Source organism: Azospirillum sp. UENF 112521 (assembly GCF_058780665.1).
On record NZ_JBSNCI010000001.1, the window covers coordinates 31,897 to 58,678 of the forward strand.

A 26,782-nucleotide genomic window follows, 5' to 3' on the forward strand; every position below is an offset into this window, starting at 1 on the left:
GGGGCGGGGGCGCATTTGTTGTTGCAACTCCGCACGGGCTCCATTGACAAAGTTCCGGCAACTTGCTCAGACTCCGCCCGGCCGCCGATGGGGGGCGGAGTCCAAAGCGGAATGACGGGAGTGCTGTCCATGGGTGGCGGGGGCGACGAGATGCGCCAGTTGCGCGAGCGCCGCGGCGAGAACCAGACGCAGTTCGCCGACTGGCTGAACGGGCAGCTCGGCCGCAGCTATACCAAGGCGCGGATCAGCCGCTGGGAAAGCGGGGCGGAACGCATCCCGCAGCAGCTCGTCGATTTCCTGACCCGCCACAAGGCGGACGAACGGCCGCGCTCCGCCACGTATCTGGCGGTGGCCAACCAGAAGGGCGGCGTCGGCAAGACCGCCACCGCCGTCAACCTCGCCTATGCCTTGACCGAGGGCGGGGCGCGGGTGCTGCTGATCGACTGCGATTCCCAGAGCAACGCCACCGTCCATGTCGGCATCGGCAACGCCGCCATCGTCGCCTTGGAGCAGCAGCGCAAGACACTCTATTATGTGCTGCGCTCGGAAGAGCCGCTGAGCTCGGTCATCATGCCGACGGCGGAGAGCGGGCTGGATCTGGCGCCGGCCGGGCTGTCGCTGGCCGATGCCGACGTGGAGCTGGCCGCCGATTCCACCGGCGGGCTGATCCTGCGCGAGAAGCTGGACGAGGTGCGCCACTCCTATGATTTCGTGGTGATGGACTGCGCGCCCAACCTGGGTCTGGTGACCGCCAACGCCCTGTCGGCGGCGGAGCTGGTGGTGGTGCCGGTGCAGACGGAGGCGCTGGCCCTGCTGGGCGTCAAGCGGCTGGTCGACACCATCGGCCGCATCCGCCGCCGGGTGAACCCGGCCCTGCGCATCGCCGGCATCATCCCGACCATGTACAACGACCGGCTGACCCAGGACCGCGCGACGTTGCAGGAACTGCACGAATCCTACGCCGGCCAGGTGCCGGTCTTCGATCCCATCCCGCGCGCCACCGTCTATGGCAAGGCGGCGGCGGCCGGCATGATCACGCTGGCCGGCGATCCCAAGGCGCCGGGGGCCGAGACCTTCCGCGAGGTGGCGCGCCAGATCCGCGCCTATGCCCAGAACCGGGAGACGACCCATGTCGCGTAAGTTCGAACGCAAGACCCGCGAGCTGCTGGGCACTGCGGCCGAGCCCGCGACTGGCATGGCTGGCGGGCTGACGGTGGGCAGCGACCGGCTGTTCGGCACCTCGGCCGGCTTCCCGCATGTGGTGGAGCTGGACCTCGCCCGCGTCCACCGCAACCCCGACCAGCCGCGCCGCCATTTCGACGAGGCGGAGCTGCGCAGCCTCGCCTCCTCCATCGAACGGCACGGGCTGCAGAACCCGGTGCTGGTGCGTCCCCTGCCCCAGGGCGAATATCTGCTGATCGGCGGCGAGCGGCGGGTGCGTGCGCACGAGATGCTGGGCCGCAAGACGGTCTTCGCCATCCTGACCTCCGGCGATCCGGACGAGATCGGGCTGATCGACAATGTCCAGCGCGTCGACCTGAACGCGGTGGAATATGCTGCGGCGCTCGCCCGGCTGATCGACAAGCACGGCTACACCCATGACGAGCTGGCGGCTGTCGTCGGGCGCGACCGCACCGACGTGACCAAGCTGCTGTCGATCATGGGGCTGCCGGATGAGATCCGGGAGGAGTATGCGACCGGGTTCGCCCATGTCTCCCGCTCCGTGATGATCGAGATCGCCGCCGCTCCCGCCGGGTTGCAGGCCGGGCTGTGGAAGCGGGCCAAGGAGGGCGCCAGCGTCAAGGCGGTGCGGCAGGCCAAGCGCGACCATGCCCAAGGCGGTGTTGCCGGCGGTGTTGCCGATGACGCACCGGCCGAGGAGCCGGATGCGAAGGAGGCGGTGCGGGCCTTGCAGGCCAGCGTGAAGCGCATCCTGCGCGACGTGGCGGTGGTGCGTGAGCAGCGCCGCCATCTCGACCCCGACAACCGCGACCGGCTGGTGCGGCTGCGGGCCGAGATCGACGCCATCCTGGACGAGGGCGCCTAAACGCCCTCCCCCATCAGCGACTTGGGCTCCAGGAAGGCGTCGAGGCCGAAGCTGCCATATTCGCGGCCGATGCCGGACTGCTTGAAGCCGCCGAACGGCGCCTTCGGGTCGTGGGCCAGGCTGTTGATCAGCACCCGGCCGGCAACGATGCGGTTCGCCACCCGGCGGGCGCGGGCGGTGTCGCCCGCCAGCACATAGGCCTGAAGGCCGTAGAGTGTGTCGTTGGCGATGGCGACCGCCTCCTCCTCGTCCTCGTAAGCGATGATGGAGAGGACGGGGCCGAAGATCTCCTCGCGCGCGATGGTCATGTCGTTGCGGACGCCGGTGAACAGGGTCGGCCGCACGAACCAGCCGCCGGAAAATTCCGGTTGGCCCTCCGGCCGCCCTTCCCCGCCGGCCAGCAGGACGGCGCCCTCCTCCACCCCGATGCGGATGTAGCGTTGCACCCGTTCCCACTGGGTCCGGCTGACCATCGGACCGACAATGATCGCCGGATCGCGTGGATTGCCGTTACGCACCGCCTCGACCGCCGCCTTGGTCAGCGCCTCGATCTCGGCGAGCCGGCTGCGCGGAGCCAGCAGGCGGGTGCCGGCGATGCAGGCCTGGCCGCTGTTCATGAAGGCGGCACCGACCGCCAGCGGGATCGCCCGCGACAGGTCGGCATCGTCGAGGATGATCGTCGGCGACTTGCCGCCCAGCTCCAGCGTGACGCGTTTCAGACTGTCGGCTGCCGCGCGCAGGATCGCCTTGCCGGTGGCGGTGGAGCCGGTGAAGGAGATCTTGGCGACGTCCGCATGGCTGGAGATCGCCGCCCCCACCCGCTCGCCGCGCCCGGTCACGATGTTGAACAGGCCGGGCGGCAGTCCGGCGGCATGCAGCGCCTCGGTGACGATCCGCGTCTGGCGGGCGCTCATCTCGCTGGGCTTGATCACCGCGGTGCAGCCGGCGGCGATGGCGGTGGCGAGCTTGCCGCAGATGAAGCCGGCGTTGCTGTTCCACGGCGTGATCAGCCCGGCGACGCCGAGCGGCTCCATGCTGACCTCGGCCGTGCCCATCCGGCGGACGAAGGGGTAATCGGCGAGCAGTTCGGCGGTCTCGCGAAAGGCGTTCACCGGGTGATCGACCATGAAGCCGGCACGCGAGGCCGGGGCGCCATACTCCTCGATCACCGCATCGAGCAGGTCGTCGCGCCGGGCGGCCAGGGCATCGCCCATCCGGTGGAGCAGGGCGATCCGCTCCGCCTTGGCCGTCCGGGAGAAGGCCGGGAAGGCGCGCTTGGCGGCGGCGATTGCGGCATGCGCATCCTCCTCGTCGGCAAGGCGGACGCGGCCGGTGACGGCCCCGGTCGCCGGATTGTGCAGGTCGAACTGCTCAGTCCCATGCGGGGTGACGAAGCGGCCGTCGATATAGATGCTGTCGATCTCGTGCATCGGGCTCTCCCGGAGTGGTCGGTGGGTGTCGGCCATTCAGGTGGCACAGGGGCCGCCGGGTGATAAGGTGGACAATCCCGCATGCATCGGTGAACGGATCGGGACAATGAGCGTGACCGGACTGATGGAGCTGGAAGCGGTGCAGGCCGTCGCCCGGCATCGCGGCTTCCGCGCCGCGGCGGCCGAACTGGGGATGTCGCGCTCGGCGCTCAGCCATGCCATCGCGGCGCTGGAAGAGCGGCTGGGGGTGCGGCTGTTCCACCGCACGACGCGCAGCGTGGCGCTGACCCAGGCGGGCGAGCAGTTCGTCGCCGACACCGCCCCTGCCCTGCGCGACATCCGCGCCGCCATCGACCGGCTGTCCGACCATCGGCTGGCCCCCGCCGGAACGCTGCGCATCAACAGCTCGGCCGGTGCTGCGCGGATGATCATGAAGCCGGTCATTCTGGAGTATGTGCGCCGTTATCCTGAAATGACGGTCGACATCGTCACCGAAGGGAAGCTGGTCGACATCGTGCTGGAGGGCTTCGATGCCGGCGTGCGGCTGGCGGAGCAGGTGCCGCAGGACATGATCGCCATCCCGCTCGGCCCCGACCTCCGCTTCGCGGTCGTCGGCACGCCGGGCTATTTCGCCGGCCGCAGCCTGCCGGAGGCGCCGGCCGACCTTGCCGGCCACCGCTGCATCCGCAGCCGCCTGCCGAGCGGCGCCCTCTACCGCTGGGAGTTCGAGCGGCATGGCGAGACGGTCGCCATCGACGGCACCGGGCCGCTGATCCTGGATGATGCCGACCTGATGCTCGACGCGGTGCGTGCTGGGCTGGGGCTCGGCTATCTGGCGGAATGGCATGTCGCCGACGACATCGCCGCCGGACGCCTGCTGCGCGTGCTGGAGGAGTGGACGCAGCCGTTTCCCGGACTGTGTCTTTACTACTCAGGCCGGCGCCATCTGCCGCCGGGGCTGCGGGCGCTGGTGGATCTGGTGCGGGAGCTTGGGGGCGGGCGGTAGAGGGCGATGTGGGACGTCCCACGCTCTGCGCGCTTGTTGTGGGACGTCCCACATCGCCGCGGCGGAGAAAGCCCGCCGGCATAGTCCAGGCGCAGCACCGGCCTGTCACGCGGCGCCGTGACCTGAGCCGGTGGCCAGCTCATCCAGTCTCGTCCACCGGCTAATTTTCGGAAGATCACCACGCTGTCGAAGGGGAGGGCGCAGAAAACATCTTTACTGCGAGTGAGAATCGTTTGCATATTGGGGCACTCCATTGCCTCCCGCCCCTGGGTGGGCAGCGATGGCGATGGATACCGGTGCAGTGGCGAGCACGCGGTGGGGTTGGCAGAGGTGCCACGGATCGCGCGGGTAGGGGCGGCACCGCCGTTCCGCGTGGCCGAGCGCTGGCTTACCACAAACTATATTGCGAATAAGAATTAATATCATTATGCAAGAACGCAGGACGCATTCTTCCAGCTGCTCCTACCCCGATAACGACATCCCTTCCGCATCTTCGGCAGAAGGAGGTTCGGCATGAGTTGGGATAGCCCCGACACGGGCTTCGACGTCGTGATGACGACGGAGAAGCACCATTCGATCTGGCCCGACCTCACGCTGGTGCCGGCAGGAAGAGCGCGGATCGAGCGCGCACTTCCAACCGCCGGCGCATCGCCACGGCCCTGACCGGGGGGCCGGCCGTGGCCAATAAAACCGTGAATTGACATCAGCACAGTGACGAATGGGGGATCATCGGAATGACGATTAACAGGCAGCCCGGACGCCTTGGGAGACGGAACAGGGGGCGCGTCCGCCTGCTGGCGTCGGTTGCGGCGGCAGCCCTGCTGCTGCCGGCCCTGGCCTTGGCGCAAGCGACGACGAACACGGGCGACACGGCCCCGTCGGGGGCGATGTCGTCCGGGGCGATGACCCTGCCGACCATCGACGTCGGCGCCGACCGCCAGCGCGACGCCAACCCGCCGACCACAATCGGCTCCAAGCTGCCGCTCGCCCCGCGCGAGGTGCCGCAGACTGTCACCACGGTGCCGCGCGAGCGCATCGAGGAGCAGAAGCTCATCACGCTCGAAGACGCGATGAAGCAGACGCCGGGCGTCACGGTGGAGCCGATCGACGGCAACCGCCTGCAGTTCTATTCGCGCGGCTTCGAGATGACGAACCTGCAGTTCGACGGCGTGCCGACCACGCTGGACAGCCGCATCTTCGCCTCGCCCGATCTGGCGATGTATGAGCGGGTGGAGGTGCTGAAGGGACCGGCCGGGCTGCTGAACGGCATGGGCGGCCCCGGCGGCGCCATCAACCTGGTCCGCAAGACGCCGAAGAAGACGCTGGAGGGCTATGGCGAACTGACCGCCGGCTCCTACGCCAACTATCGCGGCGAAGGCGACATCACCGGGCCGCTGAACCAGTCCGGCAGCCTGCGCGGACGCTTCGTCGGCGCCTATCAGGACCGCAACGGCTTCCAGGACTGGACGGCGCAGGACCGGGCGGTCGCCTATGGCAGCATCGCCGCCGACCTGACGCCCGACACCACGCTCACGGCCGGCGCCTGGTACCAGCGCATGAGCTACAAGGGCGCCTGGAACCTGCCGGGCTATGCCACGGTGGTGAACGGACAGCCGCAGTTCCGGCTGCTCGACGTCGACCGCTCGACCTCGCTGGGCGAGGAATGGAACCGCGACATCTTCACCACCAAGGGCGGTTTCGCCGATCTGGAGCACAAGTTCGACAATGGCTGGGCGGTGAAGCTCGCCACCCATTACATCGACAACGAGATGGACCGGAAGATGGCCTACGCCTACTCCCCGGTCACGCCGGGGGTGAACCGGACGACGCTCTACGCCCAGAAGGTCCGTTACGACCAGGACCAGGTCGGCGCCGACCTGTCGGCCAGCGGCAATTTCGGGCTGTTCGGCCAGACCCACGAGGCGGTGGTCGGCGCCAATTACGAGCGCTGGACCTTCCGCCACCGCGCGGCCAACCCGGTCGGCAGCTGGTCGGTGACGCAGAACATCTTCGCCCCCAACTCGTCGGTTGCCGAGCCGGCCTGGCGCAACTGGCAGAAGGACACCACGACCACCACCGACAGCTGGGGCACCTATGGCGTCCTGCGCCTGAAGCTGGCCGATCCGCTGAAGCTGATCGTCGGCGGACGGATGAACTGGTGGCAGACCAAGGTCGATGCCGACCGGCTGGCCGGCACCGCCGAGAGCAGCGCGTCCGTCCGCGGCAAGGTCACGCCCTATGCCGGCCTGGTCTACGACGTCAATTCCACCTACGCGCTCTACACCAGCGTCACGCAGATGTACCAGCCGCAGTCCTTCGTCGATGCGTCCGGCAAGGTGCTGGAGCCGCTGAAGGGCCGGCAGTACGAGGCCGGCGTCAAGGCCGACTACTTCGGCGGCCGCCTGCACGCCACCGCCTCGGTCTTCCACATCGAGGAGGAGAACCGGCCGCAGTCCGACCCGCGCTATCCCAACCAGTCGATCTACATCTCCAGCGGCAAGGCGCAGAGCCGCGGCTTCGAGCTGGACGTCTCCGGCGAGATCCTGCCGGGCTGGGACGCCTATGCCGGCTACACCTTCACCCGCGCCAAGAGTCTGGACAGCAGCGCCAACTCCGGCAGCGCCTTCACCGCCATCGCGCCGATGCACCAGGTCAAGCTGTGGACCAACTACCGCCTGCCCGAGAGCATCGACGACCGGCTGAGCGTCGGCGGCGGCATCAACGCCCAGACCTCGACGTACAACGAGTTCCCGTCGCTGAACTATGCCCGCCTGACCCAGGGCGGCTATGCGACGGTGGACGCCCGCGTCGCCTATGACGTGACCGAGAAGGTGACGGCGGCGGTGAACGTCAAGAACCTGTTCGACCGCACCTATTACCAGCGCATCAACAACGTGCAGTCGGGCAACATCTATGGCGAGCCGCGCACCGTCCTGCTGACCCTGCGGGCCAAGCTGTAACGGCGGCTGTGCGGGGGGCGGTTGGCCATCCGCCCCCTGTGCCCGCCCCCTGTGCCCGCCCCTGTCTCCCCAGGTCCGCAATAAATCGCTTGTCCATCGCGGCGGGCGGGCGCAAAGCTCAGGTCTTCCGCCGGCCCTACCCCTTTCTAGGGAAGGGGCCGGCCCCGACCTTTTCCCAAGTGCCCCTCGCGATGATGACCCTGTTCCGCCGCGCCGTCCTGCCGCTCGGGCTGGCGGCAGCCCTGCTGTGCCTGCCTGCCTCGGCCATGTCCGGCCAGCGCAGCTATGCCGCCACCCATGGGGCGGCCCCCTTCGTGACCCGGCATCTGATCCCCGGATCGGACCTCGACCTCGCCCAGGTCGATCCGACACTGCCGTCTGCCAGGGTGGTGGCGCTGACCATCGACGACGGGCCGGACGGGCACGACCCGCAAATCCTCGACATCCTGCGGGCGCATGGGGCGAAGGCCACCTTCTTCTACATCGGCGCCAAGATCCCGGAGCATCGCGACATCGCCAGGATGGTCGCCACCTCCGGCAACGAGGTCGGCAGCCACACCCAGACCCACCCGATGACCACCGACCTGAAGCCGGCCGAGCGCGAGTGGAACCTGGCGCAGGCGGAAAAGGCGCTGGCGTCGGTCGGGGTGGCGGCGACATGGTTCCGGCCGCCCTATGGCGACGTGGACGATGCGCTGGCCGCGCTGGCGCGCCGGCACGGCATGGCGACGGTGCTGTGGACCGCCGACAGCCAGGACTGGAAGGACACCGGCTCCGACATCATCCGCCAGCGCATCGTCGAGCGGCTGGAGCCCGGCGCCGTCGTGCTGATGCACAGCACCAAGGCGGCGACCGTCGCGGCGCTGCCGGCGATCCTGGAGGAAGGGGAGAGGCGGGGCCTGCGCTTCGTCACCATGAGCGACTGGGAGGCGGCGATGCGGCAGTCGGTGACCCCGGAACTGGCCCTGCTGCACCCGGCACCGCGCCGGCACTGACGGGCAGGGGCGGGCGGTGCGGCGCCCGGAGTTCCCCTGATTTGCCGCCCGCCGCCGGCGTCAGCTAGACTTGGACCGGCGGGGAGCGCGGGTAAGCAGGGGCGGGTAAGCAGGGGGAGGGCGGCATGGCGGCGAGGCTTGCGGTTGGCTTGGTCATGGCCCTGGCGATGGGGTGCGCCCCGGTCGCCGCCTTCGCCGCGGACCCCCTGGAGCCGTTCAACCGCGCCATGTTCGCGGTCAACAAGGGGCTGGTCGACTGGGTCATCGATCCGGCCGTCGATCGCATCGGGCCGTGGGTGCCTGTCCCGGTCTCGGCCGGCCTGTCGAACGCCTATGCGAACCTGACCGAGATCGAGTTGGTTCTCGACAACGGCTTGCAGGGCAGGGCGGGCGGTGCCGCCGCCTCGGCGGCGCGCTTCGGGATCAACTCGACGCTCGGCATCGGCGGCCTGTTCGATGTCGCCACGCGGCTCGGGCTGGAGCGCCGGGAGGAGAATTTCGGGACGTCGCTCTGCAAGACCGGCCTCGCGCCCGGCTCGTACCTCGTGCTGCCGTTCGTCGGGCCGACCAATACGGTGGCGGCGGTTGCCCTGACGGCGGGCATCGCCGCGGAGGTCTATGCGCTCAGCTTCATCTCGACGACGCTGGCCGCCGTCGATTTCGTGGTGATCGACCTGGGCGGCTCGGCGTCCGCCCTGCGGCACGCCAAGGCCATTCCGGCAGCGGGCGAAGACCTCTACGCCGTCCAGCGCGACGAATACAGGCAGTACATCGAACAGGGTTGCGGTCCGGCCCGTCCGCGCCAGGTCCATCCGGCCCAGGTCCGTCCGGCGATAAAGGCAGAGCTGTAGGAGACAGCACAAGGCTCGGCCCCGAGGGATGCAAGGATGTCCCATCGGCAGCGACGCCCCACCGGTGTAGGATGGCGTGGAGCAGCGCCGGTCCCGGAAGGCCGCTGCCGGGAAAACCGCCATGCCTCCCATACCCATCGAGCCCTTCACCCTGGTCCTCTCGCTGCTCCAGCAGATGTGCGTCTATCTGGTGATCGCCTATCTGCTGAGCCGCACGCCGCTGTTCCTGCCCTTGACCCATGTGACGGTGCGCTGGCCGCACAAGCTGGCCTGCTACGTGATCTTCTCGATCTTCTGCATCATGGGCACCTATTTCGGCCTGCACATCGACGACAGCATCGCCAACACCCGCGCCATCGGTGCCGTGCTGGGCGGCATCTTCGGCGGGCCTTCCGTGGGGCTCGCGGTCGGGCTGACCGGCGGGATGCACCGCTATTCGCTGGGCGGCATGTCGGCGCTGGCCTGCGCCATCTCCACCATGGCGGAGGGGCTGATCGGCGGGCTGGTCCACCGCCACATGGTGCGCCAGGGCCGGATCGAACCGCTGTTCAACCCGCTGCGCGTCGGTGCCGTCACCTTCGTGGCGGAGGTGGTGCAGATGCTGATCATCCTGGCGGTGGCCCGGCCGTTCGAGGCGGCGATGCATCTGGTCGAGGTGGTGGCGGCCCCGATGATCGTCGCCAACACCCTGGGTGCCGCGCTGTTCATGCGCATCCTGCTGGAGCGCCGGGTGCTGGACGAGAAGCAGTCCAGCGCCTTTTCCGCCAAGGCGCTGAAGATCGCCGCGCGCTGCGACGGCGTGCTGCGCGGCGGCTTCAACAGCGAGAACAGCACCCGCGTCGCCCGCATCATCTTCGAGGAGACCGGCGTCGGCGCCGTCGCCATCACCGACCGGGAAAAGCTGCTGGCCTTCATCGGCATGGGCGACGACCACCATCTGCCCGGCACGCCGATCAGCTCACCGCAGACGCATCAGGCCATCGCCAGCAACCAGGTGATCTATGCCGACGGCAACGAGGTGGCCTATCGCTGCTCGATCAGCCCGGCCTGCCGGCTGGGGGCGGCGCTGGTCATCCCGCTGGTCGGCGAGGATGGCGGGGTGATCGGCACCATCAAGCTGTATGAGCCGAAGACCAAGATCTTCTCCACCATCAACCGCACGCTGGGGGAGGGTGTCGCCCGCCTGCTGTCCAACCAGATCCTGGCCGGCCGCTACGAGCAGCAGAAGGCGCTGCTGGCGCAGTCGGAGATCAAGCTTCTGCATGCCCAGGTGAACCCGCATTTCCTGTTCAACGCGCTGAACACCATCTCCGCCGTCATCCGCAACGATCCTGAGCGGGCGCGGCAGCTGGTGCAGAACCTGTCGACCTTCTTCCGCAAGAACCTGAAGCGCCCCAGCCAGATGGCGACGCTGGCCGACGAGGTCGAACATGTCAGCGCCTATCTCCAGATCGAGCTGGCCCGCTTCACCGGGCGGCTGGCGGTGGAGATCGAGGTGCCGGACGAGCTGCGCCACGCCCGGCTGCCGGCCTTCTCGCTCCAGCCGCTGGTGGAGAACGCGATCAAGCACGGCACGGCGCAGCTTCTGGGCGACGGCCGGGTGCGCATCGCGGCGCGGCGGGACGGCGGCGACCTGTTGCTGGCGGTGGAGGACAATGCCGGGCTCTATGAGGCCAAGCCGGGCGGCGACGGGCTGGGGATGACCATCGTCGACCGCCGCGTCCGCAACCGCTACGGTGAGGCGTACGGCGTGTCGGTCGCCTGCGAGCCGGATGCCTTCACCCGCGTCACCCTGCGCCTGCCCCTTGAGGAAACCGTGCCCGCATGACGGCTCCCGCAATGCCCGCTGCCATCACCGTCCTGATCGTCGATGACGAGCCGCTGGCGCGCGAGGAGCTGCGCCGCCTGCTGGAGGACTCCGCCGACATCCGCATCGTCGGCGAATGCGCCAACGCCATCGAGGCCATCGGCGCCATCAACCGGCAGGCGCCCGCCGTGGTCTTCCTCGACATCCAGATGCCGCGGGTCAGCGGTCTGGAGATGCTGAGCATGCTCGATCCCGAGCGGATGCCGCGCATCGTCTTCCTGACCGCGCACGACGAATATGCCGTCCAGGCCTTCGAGGAGCATGCCTTCGACTATCTGCTGAAGCCGGCCGATCCGGCGCGGCTGGCGAAGACGTTGCAGCGGCTGCGCCGCCAGCGCGCCCCGCAGGAGGTCGCGGTGCTGCCGGGGGCGGCGGAGCTGCGCCACATCCCCTGCACCGGGGTCAACCGCATCACCCTGATGAAGCTGGCCGACGTCGAGTATGTCGTCTCCCGCCCCGCCGGAGTCTATGTGGTGGGGGAGGACGGGCAGGAGCGCTTCACCGAGCTGACGCTCCACACCATCCAGGAGAAGAGCCCGCTGTTCCGCTGCCACCGCCAGCATCTGGTCAACCCGGACCGCATCCGGGAAATCCGCTTCGCCGACGGCGGGCTGGCGGAGATTCAGACCACCGGCGGGCACACGGTCCCGGTCAGCCGGCGCTTCCTGGGGGCGCTCAAGGAGCGGCTGGGGATGGGGTGAAGCCGGTGCCCGCTTGCATCGGCAATTGCATCCCAAGAGTGAAGCAAGGCGATATGGAAGGCTGGAGTTGCGGAACCCCCATTTTGGATGGGTCCGCTGTTTGTCTGAAAACCTGAGACGGATACCATCGCTTCAGAATGACAGGAAAAAGGAAGATCTCCTTTTCCGTCAACCTTCTTGTTTTTCGGCGGTGATGGAAATGGCAAAGAAAGTTTCAGATCTCCTGCGTGAATGGGATGGTCTCACCAAAAAGCATCGCGAACACTTGGTGAAGCACAAATTCAGCAACAAATTCGCTGTCGTGTCGAAGGATCTCGATGGGCTCTTCGACGAGTACAAGACCTACACCAAGATGATGTCCGACCAGAGCAAGGTCGTCGAGTCCCTGAAGTCGCAGGTCGTGGCCCTGGCAGGGGCTTTGGGCAAGAAACTGAAAGCCAGGTTGATCGCCACAAAGAAGGAAAAAGAAGAGGGGCTCGATACCCTCGATGACTTCTGCAGATGCATCACCCACGAATCGGACGAGGTGGATCCGAAGCTGCTCGGGAAAGAGTGGGCGGAAATGTGGAAGGAAAGCAAGGGCAAGAACAAGGCCCTGCACGCCATCATCCTCGACGATTCGAAGATGATCCCGCTGCTCAAAAAGCTGGCCGACGAGGCCAAGAAATTCGACGGCTTTGCCGCCAAGCAGGGGATCGCGAACACATTGCTGAACCGCAAGACCGAGATGGACATCCGGCCCGACATTGCAAAGAACATCAAGTCCTTGTCGTCGTGGCAGGACAAGAAGGCCGCGGAAGAGGTGTCGGCTTTCCTGAAGAATTTCGAGAAGAACCTGAACGCCGCGATTTTCTGAACGACATCGTCCTGGCCCGACGGGATGGCGGGCCGCCCCGAAGGCACCGGTCAGCGGCGGGCAAAGTCCAATCTGGATCAGTTTCGCCGCACTGTCCTGGCGTCGGTTTCCCCCCGGCCCGGCCCATCCCTCGCAGCCGGCCGACCGTGGATTTCTGTCCGTCACCGGCGCTCTCCTGTCCTCCGACCATGACCGAATGGCCGCCGCCGGTGTTAGCGGGGGATACGGTACGGGACAGGAGGGGGCGATGGGCAGGGTGCGGCGGGGATGGGCGATAGTCGTCGATGCGGCCTATGGCTGGATGAACGACGACGCGATGAGCATGGCGGCCTCCATCGCCTTCTACACCATCTTCTCGCTGGCGCCGCTGGCGATCCTGGTGATCGCCCTGGCCGGGCTGGTGTTCGGCGACGAGGCGGCGCGCGGCGCGCTGGTCGATCAGCTGACCGCGCTGGTCGGGCACGATGCCGGCGAAACCCTGCAGGATCTGATCGCGCGGGCCGGTGCCAAGGAGACCGGCATCGTCGCCAGCGTCATCGGCATCGGCACCATCCTGGTCGGCGCCACCACCGTCTTCGTCGAGCTTCAGGCCGGGCTGAACCGCATCTGGCGGGTGGCCGCGCCCCAGGAATCGACCATCACTTGGCTGGTGCGGGTGCGGCTGAAGGCGCTGGCGCTGATCGCCGCCATCGGCTTCCTGCTGATCGTCTCGCTGGTGGTCAGCGCCGGGCTGGCGGCGGCCGGCCGCTGGGCCTCGGCCTATCTGCCGGCGATGCCTTCGCTGCTGTGGCTGTTCGACGTGCTGGTGTCCTGGACGGTGCTGACCGGCCTGTTCGCCCTGATCTACCGCATCCTGCCCGACACCTACATCCGCTGGGCCGACGTCTGGCTGGGGGCGGCGGTGAACGCCTTCCTGTTCGCGGTGGGGAAGTTCCTGATCGGCTTCTACATCGCCACCAGCGGCGTGGTCTCGGTCTATGGCGCGGCCGGCTCCTTTGTGCTGATCCTGCTGTGGGTCTATTATTCGGCGGTCATCTTCCTGTTCGGGGCGGAGCTGACCCGCGCCTATTCGGAACGCAGCGGCAGCCGGGCGCGGCTTCCCGGACTGAAGCCCGAAGCCGGTCCCGGCCCCGCTCCCGGTTTGGGCGAGCCGGCTACCGGCCGCAGCAGCCCCGTCCCAGAGTCATCAGGATCTGCCGCGCCTTGAAGGACCGCGGGTCGAGCGGCGGCTCGTCCGGGGCGAGGCGGGCCTGGGCCTCGCGGTAGCGGTCGTAGCTGTCGTCGTTGAACAGGCGGCGCAGGTTGGCAAGGGCCTTGCGCAAAGGGGTGCGGGGGCAGGTATCGGTCATCGGAGATCTCTGTCGGAAGCCGCGCGGCGATGTGGGACGTCCCACCATAGCGCCGTTGCGGCAAGCGCCGGGCCGCTTTCCGGCGAGCGGCGCCCTGGCGGTCCGAGCGGCGCATTCCGGGGCCTGAGCGGCTCCCGGTCGCGTCCGCCGCCCGGCCGGTCACACCGGTCCCTGCGCCTCGCCGACCAGCCAGTCGACGAAGCCGGCGACCAGCTTTCCCGCATCGGCCTGGGGTGGAACCAGCGCCACGTACCCCGTCCTCGGAACCCGGATGTCGGGCAGCGGCGTCATCAGCTTTCCGTTGGCGATGTCGATGTCCAGCATCGGCAGCGGGCCGATCCCGATGCCGAGCCCGTCCTCCACCGCCTGACGGGTGACGAAGAAGTGGTCGAAGATCTGGCGGGGATGCCCGGCCAGATGCTGGAGCCCCGCCGCGTCGAGCCAGCCCGCCCAATCGCCCGGACGGGTTTCGCTGGCGAGCAGGGTGTGGCCCTCGATGTCGGCGGGCTTGCGGATCGGCCGCTGCGCGAACAGCGCCGGGCTCATGATCAGCGTGTCGACATCGTCCAGCACCGGAACGACGCGGTGCTGGGGCCACACATGCTCCCGCGCGGCACCGCGCCGGATCGCCACGTCGACGCCACCGCGCAGTTCCTCCAGCACCGTCGAAACCGTCGTGACCGCCACCTCGACCTGCGGATGGCCGGCATGGTAGCGGCCGAGCCGCGGGATCAGCCAGCGCATGGCGAAGCTGGTCGGGGCGCTGACCCGCAGGATGCGCCGCGCGTCGGGCCGGCCGCAGGCGTCCGCCGCGACGGCCAGCCGGTCGAAGGACAGCCCGACCTCGGACGCGAAGATCCGTGCCATCGGCGTCGCCACCATGCGTCGCCCCTCCTTGGTGAACAGCCTCTGCCCGAGCCAGCTTTCCAGCGTGGCGATCTGCCGGCTGACCGCGCCATGGGTGAGGCCGAGTTCGGCCCCGGCCTCGGCATAGCTGCCGGTCCGGGCCGCGACCTCGAAGATGCGCAGGGCGTTCAGCGGAGGAAGGCGGCGCATCAGCGGTCCTTTGGGGAAACCCGTGAGGAAAACGAACACTATCCGTGATTCAAACCATACTAGTCGATGAATCGTCACGGGTATACCCTGCCTGCCCAATCAGACCAGCCGGGCAATGGCTGTGGCGCCGCCGGGAAAGCCAATGACGATGAATCCGAGACAGTGGTGGACGGAGAAGAAGAAAAGCCTGACGGGTGCGTGTCTTGCCCATGCGGTGCATGACGGCTACACCGACGCCCTCTATGTCTTCCTGCCGGTGTGGCAGGCGCAGTTCGGCCTGTCCTATGCGATGCTTGCCGTCATCCGCGCCCTGTATTCCGGGACGATGGGAGGGTTGCAGATCCCGGCCGACCGGGCCCTGCGCGGCCTGTCGCCGCGGGCGGCGCTGATCCTGTCGACCGTCCTGGCGGCGACGGGCCTGCTGATCATGGCGTTGCCGCTCGGCCTGCCGGGCCTGTGCGTCGGCCTCGTCGTCGCCGGCATCGGATCGAGCATCCAGCACCCCTGCGGCTCGATGCTCGTCACCGTCAGCTATGGGGCCGCGTCGCGCCATCCGCTCGGCATCTACAATTTCTCGGGCGATCTTGGGAAAGCGGCTCTGCCGGCGCTGGTCGCCGTGCTGCTGCCGTTTTTCGGCTGGCAGCCGGTGCTGGGGCTGATGGCGGCCATCGGGCTCGTCCTGTCGGCCGCCCTGCTGCCGCTGTTGCCGGCGGTTCCCATCACCAGGGCCGCCAAGACGAAGGCGGCGGGGCGCGGCCGCGGCGGCTTCGGCATCCTGACGGCGATCGGCGCGCTCGATACCGCGACCCGTATGGGCTATCTGCTCTTCCTGCCCTTCCTCATCCATGGCCAGGGCGGGGATTCGGCGACGGTCGGGCTGGCGCTGGCCCTGCTGTTCATCGGCGGCGCGCTGGGGAAGGCGACCTGCAGCCTGCTCGGGGAGCGGCTGGGGGTGGTCGGCTGCGTCATGGCGACCGAAGCCGCCACCGCCCTGCTGATCGCGGCGACGCTGCTCACCTCGCTGACGCCGACGCTGATCCTGCTGCCGCTGCTCGGCATCGTGCTCAACGGCACCTCCTCGGTGCTCTACGGCACCGTGCCGGAGCTGTCCAACGGCGACACCGGCCGGGCCTTCGCGGTCTTCTACACCAGCGTCATCGGCTCCGGCGGGCTGGCCCCGATCCTCTACGGCGCCATCGCCGACCACAGCAGCCAGACGACCGGCGTGCTGGCCTCGGCGGCGACCGCCGCCCTGATCGTCCCGCTCGTCCTGATGCTGAGGCCGCATCTGAACGCGTCCGCCGCGGAACCGCAGGGCGGGTCCGGCCTGCCGCGCTCCGCCTGACCGTCCCACCGCCATAAGGAGATCCCTGTCGATGACCACCGTCTCTCAAGCGCCGCTGATCCTGATAACGGGCGGCGGGCGCGGCATGGGGGCTGCGACCGCAAGGCTCGCCGCCGCCCAGGGCTATGATGTCGCAATCAGCTTCGTCTCCGACGAGGCTGCCGCCCATGCCGTGGCGGCGGATGTCGAGGCCCTGGGGCGCCGGGCCCTGGCGGTGCGCGCCGACAGCGCCGACCCGGCGCAGGTCGCCGCCCTGTTCGAGGCCATCGACCGCGAGTTCGGCCGCATCGACGTGCTGGTCAACAACGCCGCGGTGCTGGCGCGGCAATGCCGGACCGAGGATCTCGGCTTCGAGCGGATGCAGCGCATCTTCGCGGTCAACGCCATCGGCCCGATCCTCTGCGCGCAGCAGGCGGCCAGGCGCATGTCGCATCGCCACGGCGGGCCGGGCGGCGCGATCGTCAACGTCTCGTCGGCATCGGCCCGGCTCGGCAGCCCGAACGAGTATGTCGACTATGCCGCCTCCAAGGGCGCCCTGGAGACCTTCACCATCGGCTTCTCCAAGGAGGTCGCGCGCGACGGCATCCGCGTCAACTGCATCCGCCCCGGCCACATCTACACCGACATGCATGCCAGCGGCGGCGAGCCGGGCCGGGTGGACCGCGTCAAGGACTCGATCCCGATGGGGCGGGGCGGCCAGCCCGAGGAGGTCGCGCGGGCGATCCTGTGGCTGGCTGGCCCCGAGGCCTCCTTCATCACCGGCACCTTCCTGGACGTTACCGGCGGCAAGTGAGCGGCGACAAATGAGCGGCGGCAAGTGAGCGTGGGCGGGGCGGCGGCCGGGGAGGTATTCGGGCGCCGCCGCTCGCCCCCTGCCGGCTGCCGCTCGGCATCTCCCGGCTGCCGCTCGCGGCATTCCACCCCACGAGGCCCCGCGGCGGGCGTACACCGGCGGCATATCCCTTTCAGGAGAGCCGTCATGGATCACGCCCTAACATTTGTGATCGCGACACTCTGCATTCTTGCGCTCTGCTACCGCTTCTACGGCGTGTTCTTCGTGCGCAAGGTTCTCCGTGCCGACGATTCGGAAGTCACCCCGTCCCACATCCTGGCGGACGGCAAGAACTATGTGCCCACCAAGAAATGGGTGAATGCCGGCCAGCATTTCGCCGCCATCGCCGCCGCCGGCCCGCTGGTCGGTCCGGTGCTGGCCGCCCAGTTCGGCTACCTGCCGAGCTTCCTGTGGCTGCTGATCGGCTGCGTCGTCGGCGGTGCGGTGCATGACACCGTCGTGCTGTTCGCCTCGATGAAGCACAAGGGACAGTCGCTGTCCGAAGTCGCCAAGGCCGAACTCGGCCCGGTGGCCGGCTGGTGCACCGGTCTGGCGATGCTGTTCATCATCACCATCACCATGGCCGGCCTGTCGATGGTCGTCGTCCATGCGCTGGAACGCAACGCCTGGGGCGCCTTCGCGGTGTTCATGACGATCCCGATCGCCATCGCGCTCGGCCTCTACGAGAAGGTCACCGGCTCGTCCAAGGGCGCCACCCAGGTCGGCATCGCCGCCATCGCCGCCTCGGTCTTCGCCGGCCCCTACATCCAGGGCACGCTGCTGGGCGAATGGCTGACGCTGCATGCCGAAACGGTCGCCGTCATCCTGCCTATCTACGCCTTCTTCGCCACGGCGCTGCCGGTCTGGCTGCTGCTGACCCCGCGCGGCTACCTGTCCAGCTTCATGAAGGTCGGCGTGTTCGGCGCGCTGGTCGTCGGCGTCGTCTTCATCAACCCGGAAATCCGCTTCCCCGCCCTGACCGACTTCATCCATGGCGGCGGCCCGGTGCTGAACGGCCCGGTCTGGCCCTTCATCTCGATCACCATCGCCTGCGGCGCCATCTCCGGCTTCCATGCCTTCATCGGGTCGGGCACCACGCCCAAGCTGATCGACAAGTGGAGCGACATCCGTCCGGTGGCCTTCGGCGGCATGCTGGCGGAATGCCTGGTCGGCGTCATGGCGCTGATCGCCGCCACCGCCCTGCATCCGGCCGATTACTTCGCCATCAACTCCGCTCCGGCCGCCTTCAAGGCCCTGGGCATGACCGTGGTCGACCTGCCGCGTCTGAGCCAGGACATCGGCCTCGACCTCTACGGCCGGACCGGCGGTGCGGTGACCCTCGCGGTCGGCATGACGGAAATCTTCACCCGCGTGCCGTGGTTCAACAGCCTCGCCTCCTACTTCTTCCAGTTCGTCGTGATGTTCGAGGCGGTGTTCATCCTGACCGCCGTGGACAGCGGCACCCGCGTCGCCCGTTACCTGATCCAGGACCTGCTGGGCGACGTCTATGCCCCGATGAAGCGGCTGGACTGGGTCCCCGGTTCGATCATCGCCAGCGTCATCGCCTGCGTGGCCTGGGGGTATCTGCTGACGTCGGGCGACATCAACTCGGTCTGGGCCCTGTTCGGCGTGTCGAACCAGCTGATGGCCTCGGTCGGCCTGATCATCGGCGCCACCATCATCCTGCGGCTGGCCCAGAAGCGGATCTACATGCTGACCTGCCTGATCCCGCTGGCCTACCTGTTCGTCACGGTGAACGTCGCCGGCTACTGGATGATCGCCAACGTCTATCTGAACAAGGCCGCCAAGGGCTACAACCCCTTCAACGCCGGCATCTCGATCATCATGCTGACGCTGGGCTTCATCATCCTGATCGCCGCCTTCCGCAAGTGGAAGGAACTGCTCCAGGCCCGCGCCATCGAGGTTCCGATGGTTGCCACCCCGGCCGAATGACGGTTCGGGTGCCGTAGAAAAGCGAACGGGCCCTGTGGAGTGTTCCACAGGGCCCGTTCGCTTTTGTCCGTCCGGCGCTTCCGCGGCGATCAGGCCGCCGCGACGAGCGTCTCTTCCGCCGGCAGTTCGGCAGGGATCCAGGCGATCAGCTCCCGCCCGGTGTTGGCGAGGCGCTTCGGCTCGATGCGGCCGACGACGCGGGTGCCTTCCTTGGCGATGCGCAGGATGTCGCCGTCCTCCGGAACCAGCGCGCGCTCGACGCCGCAGGTCCGGGCGAGGCGGGCATGGGCTTCCATATGCTCGATGGTGCCATGGACCGGCACGGCGAAGCGGGGACGGACCAAGCCATACATGCGGGCGAGGTCGTCGCGCTTCGGGTGGCCGGAGACATGGACCGGCGCATCGGCCGGGGTGACGATCTCGACGCCCATGCCGCGCAGATGCTCGTGGATTTCGGCCAGCGCCTCCTCGTTGCCGGGGATGGCGCGGGCGGAGAAGATGACGGTGTCGCCCTCTTCCAGCCACAGCTCGCGGTGCTCGTTGCGGGCCAGACGGCTGAGTGCGGCCCGTTCCTCGCCCTGGCTGCCGGTGCACAGGAACACGAGGTTGTCGCGCGGGGTCCAAGACGCCTCGCGGACATCCATGAAGTCCGGCACATGGTCGAGATAGCCGCAGGCCTGCGCCGCCTTTTCCATGCGCAGCATGGAGCGGCCGACCAGCACCACCTTGCGCCCGACCGCTGCCGCCGCTTCCGCCACCGCGGTCATGCGGGCGACGTTGGAGGCGAAGCCGGTCACCGCGATGGCGCCGGAGCGGTTGGCAAAGGCGCCGATCAGGCCGGCGCGGGCGTCGGCCTCCGACCCGGTCGAACCGGGCACGTCGGCGTTGGTGCTGTCGCACATCATGGCGAGCAGCCCTTCGTCGCCCAGCCGCTTCAGCGCGGCGAAATCGGTGCTGCGGCCGACCAGCGGGTTGGGATCGAACTTCCAGTCGCCGGTGTGCAGGACCGTGCCGGCCGCCGTGCGGATCGCCAGCGACATCGGCTCGGGGATCGAGTGGGTGACGGCGATGGTCTCGATCCGGAAGGGACCGATGGTCAGCGTGTCGCCGATCTCGAAGGTCTGCACCTTGGCGGCGCGGTGGGCGCCCTTTTCCTTCAGCCGGTCCCGGATGATGTGGGAGGCGAAGGGGCTGGCATAGATCGGGCAGCGCAGGCGCGGCCACAGATGGTGGATCGCGCCGATATGGTCCTCGTGCGCGTGGGTCACCACCAGCCCGACGACATCCTGCATCCGCTCTTCGATGAAGGCCGGATCGGCCATCAGGCTGTCGATGCCCGGCATCTCGTCGCCGACGAAGGCGACGCCGGCATCGACGATCAGCCATTTGCCGGCATGGCCGTAGAGCGCCATGTTCATGCCGATGCGGGAACAGCCGCCCAGCGGAAGGAACAGGATCTCGTCCTTGCCGGGAACCGGGCCGGTGGGGCCGCCGCCATGGACCGGATTGGCCGGAGGGCGGGAGCTGTCGAAATCATCACGCGGACGCGGGTTGCGGTTGCGTGCGCGGTTGTTCGGCGCCATCCGGCGCCGCTTTGAATCAAACGTCATGCCTCTGTCGTACGTCTCACTTAGGCCGGCATTCGACGCTGCCGGACGGGCGTGCATCGCTCGTCGATGCGGATCTCGGGATGAAGAGTCCCTGCCGGAGGCGCCGTGCGGCGGCCGTCGGACGACTGGGACCGAATGTTTCGTAAGGGCTTATGTGGGCAAAGGGATGCGCACGTCAAGGGCATGCGTGAAAGGTCACACGAAATGGTGGGGCATTGCTGGGATGCGTGGGGATGGTGGGGCGGGGATTGAGCGTGGAGTGCATCTGAAATTTTACTCCGGATGATTTTCACGGACGTGTCTGCAGGACGTCGGACGGCATAAGAGAACTCAATTGTGATTCGATGGTTGTTTAAGCTCTTTCTCGCTATGGGGCGGTCGAGCTCACCATTCAACAGTGTGTTTCAGTGCCTAAGAACACATATTTTGCCGATTGAGCGCTTGATATGAACTTCGGGTTTTATTAAAATCGAAAAACTCTCTCTAAAAGAGATAAAATTCTGGTTAAGTGATATTAAAAATGAACAAAAGAAGCCAAGAGCAATCTATAAATGACCCGATGATTGTGGCGCAGAAAATTGTTGCAGATGCTGAAGCCAATTTGCATCAAGAAATTGCACAGATATGGAAGCGCCTCGATTGGACGGATCCGAGCGTGGCGTTTTACGGCGAGACGAACGCCGGCAAGTCAACCTTAATTGAGGCGCTGCTGCTTCTGTTCGGCTCTGCCGGAGACATACCTGGCGACGCGATCGGGGATGGTTCTCCCGATTACACGCGCAAAGCCAGCGCTCATCCATGCCTGTATGACGGTACCGGTTTCAACCTTGTCGATGTACCGGGCATCGAGGGCAACGAGGCGAAAGTCGCTATTGAAATAGAGGACGCTCTCCACCGTGCCCATGTGGTCTTTTACGTTACCGCCGATGCCCGGCCGCCGCAGGGCGGCGACGATGGGCGGGACGGGACGCTGGAAAAGATTAAGCGGCAGCTTAAGCCTCAGGCAAAAGTCTGGGCCGTTTATAACAAGAAGCTGAACAACCCAAGGCAGATCGGTACTTCGCTCGCCAACGACGATGAGAGGCAGAGCCTTGCCGATGGAGTGAATTCGCTCGATGGGAAGATGCGCGAAGTACTGGGTTCTCATTATCAAGGGCATGTTGTTCTAAGCGCCTTGCCCGGTTTTCTGGCATTGGCCGATAATCTGCCGTCCGACAGCCGCTTCGCCAGCCAGCGAGAGAAATTTCTCACGAAAGTGAGTTCGACTGACTTGCTGGCATTCAGCAACGTCAAAAGTTTTGGAAAATTGTTGAGGGACAACGTCCCGACCCGGAGCGAAATCGCTCAAGCCAATCTCGACAAGCTGCTTCCACCCATCATGGCGGCGGCCGATTTTCTGGAAAAGAAGGCTGAGCACCACTTCGCAAAACCCGCCAGAGAGTTGGGAAAGCAGCTTAAGATCCTGGGGCCGGAACTGGAGATGATCGCCGAGGATGCGTCGAAAGCCGTGAAGCGCCTCACCGATGAAGTGACGAACGGGTGTGTCTTGCGCGTGCGGAAGGAGATGTTGCAGGCGATTGAAAAAGGGTTGAGCGGGGATGGCGAGCTGAAGAAAAAGCTTGAGCAGGTTCTTTCTGAGGAGCGTGATCGACTTCCAGAAACTGTCAATAGCAGGGTGGGGAGCACCGTTCGGAATGCGCAGAAATCGTGCAAGGAAGCGCTTCAGCTCGTAGAGAAATATCTCAAGGATACCCGTGCATTTGACAGTAAGGATTTTGTTTCTTCCTTCTCTCATGCTGCAGAAGTTAGCACGAATAGCGGCATCGACTGGGGTGGGGTTTTTGGGACTGCCGTAAATACGGCAGTAGCTTTGCTGGCCGGTGGGCCAATAATTGCTGGAATTACTGCGGTCATGGGTATTTTTCGCAGTTTCTGGAATTTCTTCAGCAGTGATTATCATAAGGATCAGCAAAAACTGTCTCTAAATAAAAACATCGACATGTTAAAGCCAAAATTGCGCAAAGATGTGAATGAAACACTGCGGCAGATTGAGAGAGATCTCAGGAAGCATGTTCTTGATATGACGCTTCCCTTGCAATCCGTGGAACAGAATTTTAATGCGGCAGCCAATTCGATGAGAAAGTCAGTTGGCGACCTGAGGCAGCTCGCTGAAGACCCCTCCTACCTTTACCGCTATGCCGAGGTGTATTCGTCGACCGGCTGAGAAATGTCAAAAACGTCCGCGAGCGGCAGTTAGCCCAACCCATTTCACACTCTAGGAATGATTATGATGGCCTCCCACCAGACCCATGACGTCAGCGATATTCTGACTTTTCTTGAAATCGGCGAGAAGCTGGGGGTTACGCTTCCCAAGCATCTGAGAGAGAAGCTCGACAAGCTCAGTGCCGCCGGGGTGGGGAAATTGAAGGTTGCGCTGGTTGGCGGTTTCTCCGAGGGCAAGACGTCGCTCGCCGCCGCTTGGCTCGGCATGGTGCCCAACGACATGAAGATCAGCCAGAGCGAGTCGTCAAACGCAGTCACGGTCTATGACGCCAGCGATAAGGTTGAATTGATCGACACGCCCGGCCTGTTCGGCTTCAAGGAAAAGAATATCGGTGATGGCGTCGCGGAAAAATACAAGGAGCTGAGCCGTAAATATGTGAGCGAAGCCAATCTCGTCCTTTATGTCCTGAACCCATCCAATCCGCTGAAGGACAGCCATCGGGACGAATTGAACTGGCTTTTCCGCGAGCTTGCCCTACTCTCGCGTACGGTCTTCGTCATCGGCCGCTTCGATATGGTTGCCGACGTCGAGGACGATGTCGATTACGAACGTAATCTCGAAATTAAGAAAGCGAATATCAGATCCCGCCTGCGGGATTTGATCGGACTGACGGCCGATGAGGAGGCAAGCTTGTCCATCGTCGGCGTCGCGGCCAATCCGTTCGATGAAGGCATCGCCAATTGGCTGGAGCGTCCCGACGAATACGCACGGCTGTCCCATATCGACGATCTGCGCACGGCCACGGCGGAGAAGGTCGATGCCGTAGGCGGAGCGGAGGAGGCAAAGCGCCAGACCTGTCTCTCGATCCTTCGGGATGTGACGGAGCGTCTGCTGCTGCCGGCGCGTCAGGCGGCGGAAGAGGCCGAGCAGTCGGCCGCCATCGCCGATGGGAAAGCCAAGGAGGAAGAGCCGCGCCTTGCCCGCTACAAGCGGGAGGCCGCAGAAGCCCAGATGGCGCTTCGTCGGGAAGTGGACGATTACTTCGCCGATCTGATCACCGAAGCAAAGCACACCAGTATGGACGGTTTTGAGGAATTCTTCGACCGCAAGATCGGGCGGGATGGGGTTGCCGTGACGGCGGCGATCAAGAATGCATTCACACGGGAACTTGGTCCGATCAGTCAGCAGATCGTCACAATGAGTGCGAATTTCGTTGCCGACGGTTCAGGCGAGACCGCGTTGACAACCACACTCGGTAAAGTGGCTGGCAAGTTCGGGGGCAGCGCCACGATCAGCAACACGATGATCCTGAAAGCCCGCGACTGGGTGATGCCCGCATTCAAGTTCAAGCCCTACGGCGCCATCAAGGCAGCGCGCTTCGCCAATGGCGCTCTGGCAGGGATAGGTATCGCGCTGGAAATCTGGTCGATGTGGCGGGAGTCGCAAAGGGTTGAAAAATTCGAAGAGGGTCGTCGGGAAATTGTGAAGGATTTGGAGGGCCAGCGCTCCAACCTCCTGGCTCATATCGATGCACCCGAGTTCATGTCGACCTATTTTCCTCAGATCGACGCGATGCACAGCCTGTTTGAAGCTTTGCGCGACGCGTTCCTCAAGGCTGCAGAACGCAACAGCGCGATGCGTGACTGGGCGAGGGAGGCGGAAACCCTGCACCTCCGTTACGGGGGTGAACCGCCGCGGTTGGCCGGAGCAAAGGTTACTATCGACATATAAAAAAGGCATTGCAGATCAGGAAGACATAACTTCCATGTTGGAAGATGGACGCCGCCCTCCCGCACTGCAGGAGGGCGGTCATCCTGCCCGAAAGCTCCCAGCCGTCAATGGTTGTCGCGCGGGATCCCCATCGTCTGCGCCACGCGCTGGTACTTGACCGCCGGCTTCAGGACCATGCCCTCGTCCAGTTGGTCGACGATGCCGCGCTGGATTTCCTGCCACGGGGTCTGCGACGGCGGGGCGGGGTAGCCGCCGGCCGCCTCCAGCGTGGCCTTGCGGTCGGCAAGCTCCGCGTCCGAGATCAGGATGTCGGCGCTGCCGCGGCGCAGGTCGATGCGCACGCGGTCGCCCGAGCGCAGAAGGCCCAGATTGCCGCCGGCCGCCGCCTCCGGCGAGGCGTTCAGGATCGACGGCGACCCCGAGGTGCCGGACTGGCGGCCGTCGCCGATGCAGGGCAGGGAATGGATGCCTCGGCGGATCAGGTCGGCGGGCGGACGCATGTTCACCACCTCCGCCGCACCGGGATAGCCGATGGGGCCGGCGCCGCGGATGACCAGGATGGTGTAGGCGTCGATGCCCAGCGACGGGTCGTCGATGCGGTGATGATAATCCTCAGGCCCGTCGAAGACGACGACCTTGCCCTCGAAGGCTTCCGGATCCTTCGGGTTGGACAGGTAGCGCTCGCGGAACTCGTCGGAGATCACACTGGTCTTCATGATGGCGGCGTTGAACAGGCTGCCGCGCAGCACGACGAAGCCGGCGTTGATCTTCAGCGGGTCGTCGATCGGATGGATGACGCGGGTGTCGAGGATCTCGGTGTTGCGGCAGTTCTCGCCGATGCTGCGGCCGTTGACGTTGGGCGCGTCCTCGCGGATCAGGCCCTGGGTCATCAGCTGCCCGACCACCGCCGGAACGCCGCCGGCGCGGTGGAAGTCCTCGCCCAGATACTCGCCGGCCGGCTGCAAATTGACCAGCAGAGGCACGCCCAGCCCGTGGGTCTGCCAGTCGTCCACCGTCAGCGGCACGCCGATGTGCTTGGCGATGGCGTTGATGTGGATCGGCGCGTTGGTCGAGCCGCCGATGGCGGAGTTGACGACGATGGCGTTGAGGAAGGCGTCGCGGGTCAGGATGTCGGACGGCTTGATGTCCTGGCGCACCATCTCGACGATGCGCTTGCCGGTCTCATAGGCGGCCTGCTGGCGCTCCCGGTAGGGCGCGGGGATCGCGGCGGAGCCCGGAAGCTGCATGCCCAGCACCTCCGCCAGCGAATTCATGGTCGAGGCGGTGCCCATGGTGTTGCAGTAGCCGGTCGAGGGAGCGGACGACGCCACCAGCTCGATGAAGCCCTGATAGTCGATCTCGCCGGCCGCCATCATCTGGCGGGCCTTCCACACGATGGTGCCCGATCCGGTGCGCTCGCCGCGGAACCAGCCGTTCAGCATCGGGCCGACCGACAGCGCGATGGCCGGGATGTTGACGGTGGCCGCCGCCATCAGGCAGGCCGGCGTGGTCTTGTCGCAGCCGATGGTCAGCACGACGCCATCGAGCGGATAGCCGTGCAGAACCTCGACGAGGCCGAGATAGGCGAGGTTGCGGTCGATGGAGGCGGTCGGCCGCTTGCCGGTCTCCTGGATCGGGTGGACCGGGAACTCGATGGCGATGCCGCCGGCGGTGCGGATGCCCTCGCGCAGCCGTTCGGCCAGCACCAGATGGTGGCGGTTGCAGGGGCTGAGGTCGGAACCGGTCTGGGCGATGCCGATGATCGGGGCGCCGGATTGCAGCTCCTCGCGCGTCAGGCCGAAATTCAGGTAGCGCTCAAGGTACAGCGCGGTCATGTCGGGGTTGGCGGGGTTGTCGAACCACGCGCGCGACCGCAGGCGACGCTCTGAATCCTGGGCTGAACCGTCGGCATTGGCGGGGAAGGGGGGCTTCGTCTCGGACATATCGACACCGGTTTCAGGTTGGGGCG

Annotated in this window: 21 protein-coding genes; 16 read left to right on the top strand and 5 right to left on the bottom strand. The window is 66.3% G+C overall.

The annotated features are described in order from the left end of the window. Nucleotides 1-111 precede the first annotated feature (111 nt). Nucleotides 112-1,140, top strand: a complete 1,029-nt coding sequence (locus ACWPN8_RS00140) for an AAA family ATPase (RefSeq protein ID WP_109446609.1) — start codon at nt 112-114, stop codon at nt 1,138-1,140. After that, nucleotides 1,130-2,047 carry a ParB/RepB/Spo0J family partition protein gene (locus tag ACWPN8_RS00145; protein WP_109446607.1) on the top strand — a complete coding sequence of 306 codons (918 nt, stop codon included), beginning with the start codon at nt 1,130-1,132 and terminating at the stop codon, nt 2,045-2,047. Before ACWPN8_RS00140 ends, ACWPN8_RS00145 begins: the two co-directional genes overlap by 11 nt. On the opposite strand, the gene ACWPN8_RS00150 is transcribed toward ACWPN8_RS00145, so the two are convergent. Next, nucleotides 2,044-3,477, bottom strand: coding sequence for an aldehyde dehydrogenase family protein (locus tag ACWPN8_RS00150; protein WP_492239490.1), 1,434 nt, complete (start codon nt 3,475-3,477; stop codon nt 2,044-2,046). The genes ACWPN8_RS00145 and ACWPN8_RS00150 overlap by 4 nt on opposite strands. Before the next feature lie 106 nt (nt 3,478-3,583). Here ACWPN8_RS00150 and ACWPN8_RS00155 point away from each other — a divergent pair, with 106 nt between their 5' ends. The 9 genes from ACWPN8_RS00155 to ACWPN8_RS00195 all read left to right on the top strand — a co-directional run bounded on the left by ACWPN8_RS00155 (nt 3,584) and on the right by ACWPN8_RS00195 (nt 13,920). Beyond that, nucleotides 3,584-4,483 carry a LysR family transcriptional regulator gene (locus tag ACWPN8_RS00155; protein WP_109446603.1) on the top strand — a complete coding sequence of 300 codons (900 nt, stop codon included), beginning with the start codon at nt 3,584-3,586 and terminating at the stop codon, nt 4,481-4,483. A gap of 513 nt (nt 4,484-4,996) precedes the next feature. Then, entirely contained in the window at nt 4,997-5,146 is a 150-nt protein-coding gene (locus ACWPN8_RS00160) for a hypothetical protein (protein WP_492239491.1), read from the top strand. A 71-nt stretch (nt 5,147-5,217) separates the two neighbouring features. Further along, complete coding sequence (locus ACWPN8_RS00165) at nt 5,218-7,443, top strand: TonB-dependent siderophore receptor (RefSeq protein ID WP_492239492.1); 2,226 nt, start codon at nt 5,218-5,220, stop codon at nt 7,441-7,443. 191 nt (nt 7,444-7,634) lie between these two features. Next, nucleotides 7,635-8,438, top strand: coding sequence for a polysaccharide deacetylase family protein (locus tag ACWPN8_RS00170; protein WP_492239493.1), 804 nt, complete (start codon nt 7,635-7,637; stop codon nt 8,436-8,438). A gap of 125 nt (nt 8,439-8,563) precedes the next feature. Further along, nucleotides 8,564-9,289, top strand: a complete 726-nt coding sequence (locus ACWPN8_RS00175; protein WP_492239494.1) for an MlaA family lipoprotein — start codon at nt 8,564-8,566, stop codon at nt 9,287-9,289. A gap of 121 nt (nt 9,290-9,410) precedes the next feature. Further along, complete coding sequence (locus ACWPN8_RS00180; protein WP_109446597.1) at nt 9,411-11,117, top strand: sensor histidine kinase; 1,707 nt, start codon at nt 9,411-9,413, stop codon at nt 11,115-11,117. Further along, entirely contained in the window at nt 11,114-11,857 is a 744-nt protein-coding gene (gene btsR, locus ACWPN8_RS00185) for a two-component system response regulator BtsR (protein ID WP_492239495.1), read from the top strand. The genes ACWPN8_RS00180 and btsR overlap by 4 nt, the downstream gene beginning before the upstream one ends. 199 nt (nt 11,858-12,056) lie before the next feature. Further along, complete coding sequence (locus ACWPN8_RS00190; protein WP_146208035.1) at nt 12,057-12,713, top strand: hypothetical protein; 657 nt, start codon at nt 12,057-12,059, stop codon at nt 12,711-12,713. A gap of 247 nt (nt 12,714-12,960) precedes the next feature. Continuing rightward, nucleotides 12,961-13,920, top strand: coding sequence for a YihY/virulence factor BrkB family protein (locus tag ACWPN8_RS00195; protein WP_109446593.1), 960 nt, complete (start codon nt 12,961-12,963; stop codon nt 13,918-13,920). Here ACWPN8_RS00195 and ACWPN8_RS00200 read toward each other — a convergent pair. Beyond that, complete coding sequence (locus ACWPN8_RS00200) at nt 13,868-14,062, bottom strand: YbdD/YjiX family protein (protein ID WP_109446591.1); 195 nt, start codon at nt 14,060-14,062, stop codon at nt 13,868-13,870. The genes ACWPN8_RS00195 and ACWPN8_RS00200 overlap by 53 nt on opposite strands. A gap of 159 nt (nt 14,063-14,221) precedes the next feature. Beyond that, a complete protein-coding gene (locus ACWPN8_RS00205) occupies nt 14,222-15,118 on the bottom strand; it encodes a LysR substrate-binding domain-containing protein (RefSeq protein ID WP_492239496.1) in 897 nt (298 codons plus the stop codon). 148 nt (nt 15,119-15,266) lie between these two features. On the opposite strand from ACWPN8_RS00205, the gene ACWPN8_RS00210 reads away from it, so the two are divergent. The 3 genes from ACWPN8_RS00210 to ACWPN8_RS00220 all read left to right on the top strand — a co-directional run bounded on the left by ACWPN8_RS00210 (nt 15,267) and on the right by ACWPN8_RS00220 (nt 19,248). Then, nucleotides 15,267-16,463, top strand: coding sequence for an MFS transporter (locus tag ACWPN8_RS00210; protein WP_199237583.1), 1,197 nt, complete (start codon nt 15,267-15,269; stop codon nt 16,461-16,463). A 31-nt stretch (nt 16,464-16,494) separates the two neighbouring features. Beyond that, entirely contained in the window at nt 16,495-17,256 is a 762-nt protein-coding gene (locus ACWPN8_RS00215; RefSeq protein WP_492239497.1) for an SDR family oxidoreductase, read from the top strand. Between the two features lie 186 nt (nt 17,257-17,442). Beyond that, complete coding sequence (locus tag ACWPN8_RS00220) at nt 17,443-19,248, top strand: carbon starvation CstA family protein (protein WP_109446583.1); 1,806 nt, start codon at nt 17,443-17,445, stop codon at nt 19,246-19,248. 89 nt (nt 19,249-19,337) lie between these two features. Here the strand turns inward: ACWPN8_RS00220 and ACWPN8_RS00225 are convergent, their stop codons facing one another. After that, nucleotides 19,338-20,858, bottom strand: coding sequence for a ribonuclease J (locus ACWPN8_RS00225; RefSeq protein WP_492239498.1), 1,521 nt, complete (start codon nt 20,856-20,858; stop codon nt 19,338-19,340). A gap of 520 nt (nt 20,859-21,378) precedes the next feature. Here ACWPN8_RS00225 and ACWPN8_RS00230 point away from each other — a divergent pair. Together ACWPN8_RS00230 and ACWPN8_RS00235 are read left to right on the top strand one after the other, a co-directional pair. After that, nucleotides 21,379-23,082, top strand: coding sequence for a GTPase domain-containing protein (locus ACWPN8_RS00230; protein ID WP_492239499.1), 1,704 nt, complete (start codon nt 21,379-21,381; stop codon nt 23,080-23,082). A gap of 63 nt (nt 23,083-23,145) precedes the next feature. Further along, entirely contained in the window at nt 23,146-24,813 is a 1,668-nt protein-coding gene (locus ACWPN8_RS00235; protein WP_492239500.1) for a LeoA/HP0731 family dynamin-like GTPase, read from the top strand. A gap of 104 nt (nt 24,814-24,917) precedes the next feature. On the opposite strand, the gene ACWPN8_RS00240 is transcribed toward ACWPN8_RS00235, so the two are convergent. Further along, nucleotides 24,918-26,756 carry an IlvD/Edd family dehydratase gene (locus tag ACWPN8_RS00240; protein WP_492239501.1) on the bottom strand — a complete coding sequence of 613 codons (1,839 nt, stop codon included), beginning with the start codon at nt 26,754-26,756 and terminating at the stop codon, nt 24,918-24,920. Nucleotides 26,757-26,782: the final 26 nt, after the last annotated feature.